This is a genomic window from Streptomyces sp. NPDC127108, from assembly GCF_042677545.1.
Lineage (GTDB): Bacteria > Actinomycetota > Actinomycetes > Streptomycetales > Streptomycetaceae > Streptomyces.
This window is the reverse complement of record NZ_JBHXTE010000106.1, coordinates 1-2,850: the sequence shown is the minus strand read 5'-3', so window position 1 is coordinate 2,850 and position 2,850 is coordinate 1. Positions and strand designations below refer to the sequence as shown.

Here is a 2,850-nt window from a genome sequence, read left to right as displayed (position 1 = left end):
TCGGGGGATACGTGGGGCCCACGCCCTCAAACAACCCCGCCCCAACGCGCTGCGGGGGCGGCCCCCCGCACGGCCCCCCCACCCCCCCACCCCCCGTGGGGGCGCCCCCCCGCCGGGGGCGCCCCCCCACTCGCACGCGTACGCCCGGGGCCGCCGACCCTCCGTATCATCTGCGCATGTTGCAGTCGGAGTACCAGCGCAAGCTGCGGGAGCGATACCTCGACGCCCCGGTCGTGCCCGCCCCGGAGCCCTGGCGGCTCGCGCCCTGCGGCACGATCCCCGTCGGCGGGCTGCTCGGCATCGGCTTCGCCCTGCGTCCCGGCAGCGGACAGGACCTCGTGATGGTGGTGTCGGGCGACGGGCACGGCCTGTTCGACGCGGTCACCGGCGAGAAGATCGCGCGGGACCGCGACCCCGACCCCGAGACCAGCACGCCGGACGACTCCCCGGACCTCACCTGCCCCGGCCTCGGCCCGGTCGCGGGCACCCCCGTCCACATCGCGGGCCTCTTCGGCGGCGGACTCCACAGCACGACGTCCGACGGCTGGACCGTACGCGTCGTCAGCCCCGACTGGCCCTGCCACCGCGTCGTCCTCGCCGCGGGCGACGGCCTCCACCGGGGCCTGGTCGGCACGACGTGGTGGCACGTCCTGCACGCCAGGTACTCGGAGTTCCGCGCCGCCGGTTTCTCCCCCTCCGGCCGCACCCTGGCCATCGCCACCAGCAGCGACCTGACCCTGTGGACCCGCCCCCGGGCGTACGCCGACCGCTGACGCCGTCGCCGGGCGCGGATCAGCCGCGCGGCACCGCGCAGGCCTCGGCGACCGCTCCCGTGTCCCAGTAGAAGGGGTCGACCTCGGTGATCCGGCCGTCCGCGACCGTGATCGTCTGCAGGATCGGGAAGGCGAGTTCACGTCCGGTGGTACGGGCGACCGCGTGCACCCGGGTGCGTACGACGGCGGTCGCGCCCGTGGCGAGGAACTCCTGGTCCACCATGTCGAACGCCGCCCACACCCGGCTCATCGCGACGAAGAACCGCTCCATCCCGGCGTGCCCGCGCCAGATGCCGCCGTAGGGCAGCCAGTCGGCCTGGCGCAGGACGACGTCCGTCGAGAAGTAGGGCGCGAGCAGGTCGAAGGAGGCCTCGCCGGGGCCGCCCGCGGCCAGGTACTTCGCCTCGGCGGCGTACATGCCGGTGAGGACGGCCGTCGTGTCCGGGGCGTCCGCCGTGCTTGTGGTGCTTGTGGTGCGTGAGTTCGCCATGCGCGCAGCCTGCTCGGTGGGGCGGGGGTGCGCTGGCGGGCTTCGGACGTCGATGTGGGCCGGGCGCGGGCTCAGAGGCCGAGCAGGTCGGCGACTCCGGCGAGGGACGTGACCTCGTGGGAGTGGTAGAAGGGCGCCGAGGGCTCGGTGCCCCGGTTGACGTAGACGCGGTCGCGGACGCCGAGGTCGGTCGCCGACTGGAGGTCGTAGCGGGGGCTGGAGGACACGTGCAGGGTGTCCTCCGGACGGCAGCCCAACTGCTCGTACATGAACTCGAACGCGCGGAGCCGCGGCTTGTAGGCGCGCGCCATCTCCGCCGTGTACACGGCGTGGAAGGGCGCGCCGAGCTTCGCGACGTTCCGGTCGACGTGGCTGTCCGCGGCGTTGGACAGGATGACGAGCGGGAAGCGCGCGGCGAGCTTCGCGAGCGGCTCCGGGACGTCGGGGTGGGGTCCCCACTCCGGGATCGCCGCGAAGATCCTGGCGGGGTCGTCCGGCCGGTACTCCACTCCGGTGCTCGCGCAGGCCCGCTCGAAGGCGCGCGCCACCACCTCGTCGTACGGCCGCCAGTCGCCCATCACCTCGTCGAGCTGGTAGCAGCCGAACCGGTGCAGGAACGCGTCCAGGACCTCGGGCGGAGCGATGTCCCGGACGACCTCCCTGGCGGCGGCCCCGATGGCGAAGTCCGTCAGCGTCCCGTACATGTCGAAGGTGATGAAGGTGGGCTCCGGGCGGCTCAACTGGCTCTCCTCTGACGCTTCTTGGGATGACGCTTCTCGGGAAGGGTGGGGAAGGGCGGGGAAGGGTGGGTCTCTTGGGAACCGGGTGGGTGGACTGGTTTGTTCCGCGGCGCCTTCGGCCGACCGTGAGGGCCAAGGGCCAAGGGCCAAGGGCCAAGGGCCGAGGGGTGCATAGGTCGCTGGGAGTAGGCCTCGCGCCTCATGTGCGCGGTGAACCCGCTGGTTAGGGTCGGTTTTCATGCAGAGCACGGGAATCGTCCGGCGCGGAGCGGCGGAGCGCAGGCAGGACACGCTGGAGCGGCTCGCCGCCGAGCGGGACCTCTGGGTGTCGACGGCGCATCCGGAGCGCGGGCCGCACCAGGTGCCGTTGTGGTTCCTGTGGGACGGGCGGGCCGTGTGGATGTGCACCGGCGCCACGTCCGTGACGGCGCGGAACGTCCGCGAGGAGCCGCGTGTGCGCCTGGCGCTGCCGGACACGTTCGACGTGGTGCTCCTCCAGGGGGAGGCGGAGTGCTTCCCGGACGACGAGGTGCCCGGGGAGGCGGCGGAGGCGTTCACCGCCAAGTTCGGGTGGGACCCTCGCGCGGAGGACGCGCCTTACCTCTACGTGCGTGTGGTGCCGAGGACGGTGCGGGCCTGGCGCGGCGAGGCGGAGCTGCGCGGGCGGGTCGTCATGCGGGACGGGGAGTGGCAGGGCGGCTAGGGGCTGGAACGGGGGACGGAGGCTGGGGGCGGGGGGGGTGGGGAGGGGGGGGCGCCCCCCGACTCACCCCCCCCCCCCCCACAACCAACAATGCCAAGGGCAAAATCAAGATAAATAAGACGACAACCACCCACCGCACGCCCA

General features: G+C 73.2%; 4 protein-coding genes. 2 read left to right on the top strand and 2 right to left on the bottom strand.

Annotation, left to right across the window (positions count from 1 at the left end; translation table 11 throughout):
- Positions 1 to 179 precede the first annotated feature (179 nt).
- On the top strand, positions 180 to 773 hold the full coding sequence (locus ACFVHO_RS40520) for a hypothetical protein (protein ID WP_385725552.1): 594 nt from the start codon (positions 180 to 182) through the stop codon (positions 771 to 773).
- Between the two features lie 19 nt (positions 774 to 792).
- Here the strand turns inward: ACFVHO_RS40520 and ACFVHO_RS40515 are convergent, their stop codons facing one another.
- Positions 793 to 1,263, bottom strand: coding sequence for a nuclear transport factor 2 family protein (locus ACFVHO_RS40515; RefSeq protein ID WP_385725551.1), 471 nt, complete (start codon positions 1,261 to 1,263; stop codon positions 793 to 795).
- Between the two features lie 71 nt (positions 1,264 to 1,334).
- On the bottom strand, positions 1,335 to 2,003 hold the full coding sequence (locus tag ACFVHO_RS40510; protein ID WP_385725550.1) for a haloacid dehalogenase type II: 669 nt from the start codon (positions 2,001 to 2,003) through the stop codon (positions 1,335 to 1,337).
- A 238-nt stretch (positions 2,004 to 2,241) separates the two neighbouring features.
- On the opposite strand from ACFVHO_RS40510, the gene ACFVHO_RS40505 reads away from it, so the two are divergent.
- Positions 2,242 to 2,706 (top strand): pyridoxamine 5'-phosphate oxidase family protein, encoded by a 465-nt coding sequence (locus ACFVHO_RS40505; RefSeq protein WP_385725549.1) that lies wholly within the window; start codon positions 2,242 to 2,244, stop codon positions 2,704 to 2,706.
- Positions 2,707 to 2,850 lie beyond the last annotated feature (144 nt).

Coding starts and splice junctions, on each gene's coding strand:
- ACFVHO_RS40505 (WP_385725549.1), top strand. CDS start 2,242: ATGCAGAGCACGGGAATCGTCCGGCGCGGAGCGGCGGAGCGCAGGCAG.
- ACFVHO_RS40515 (WP_385725551.1), bottom strand. CDS start 1,263: ATGGCGAACTCACGCACCACAAGCACCACAAGCACGGCGGACGCCCCG.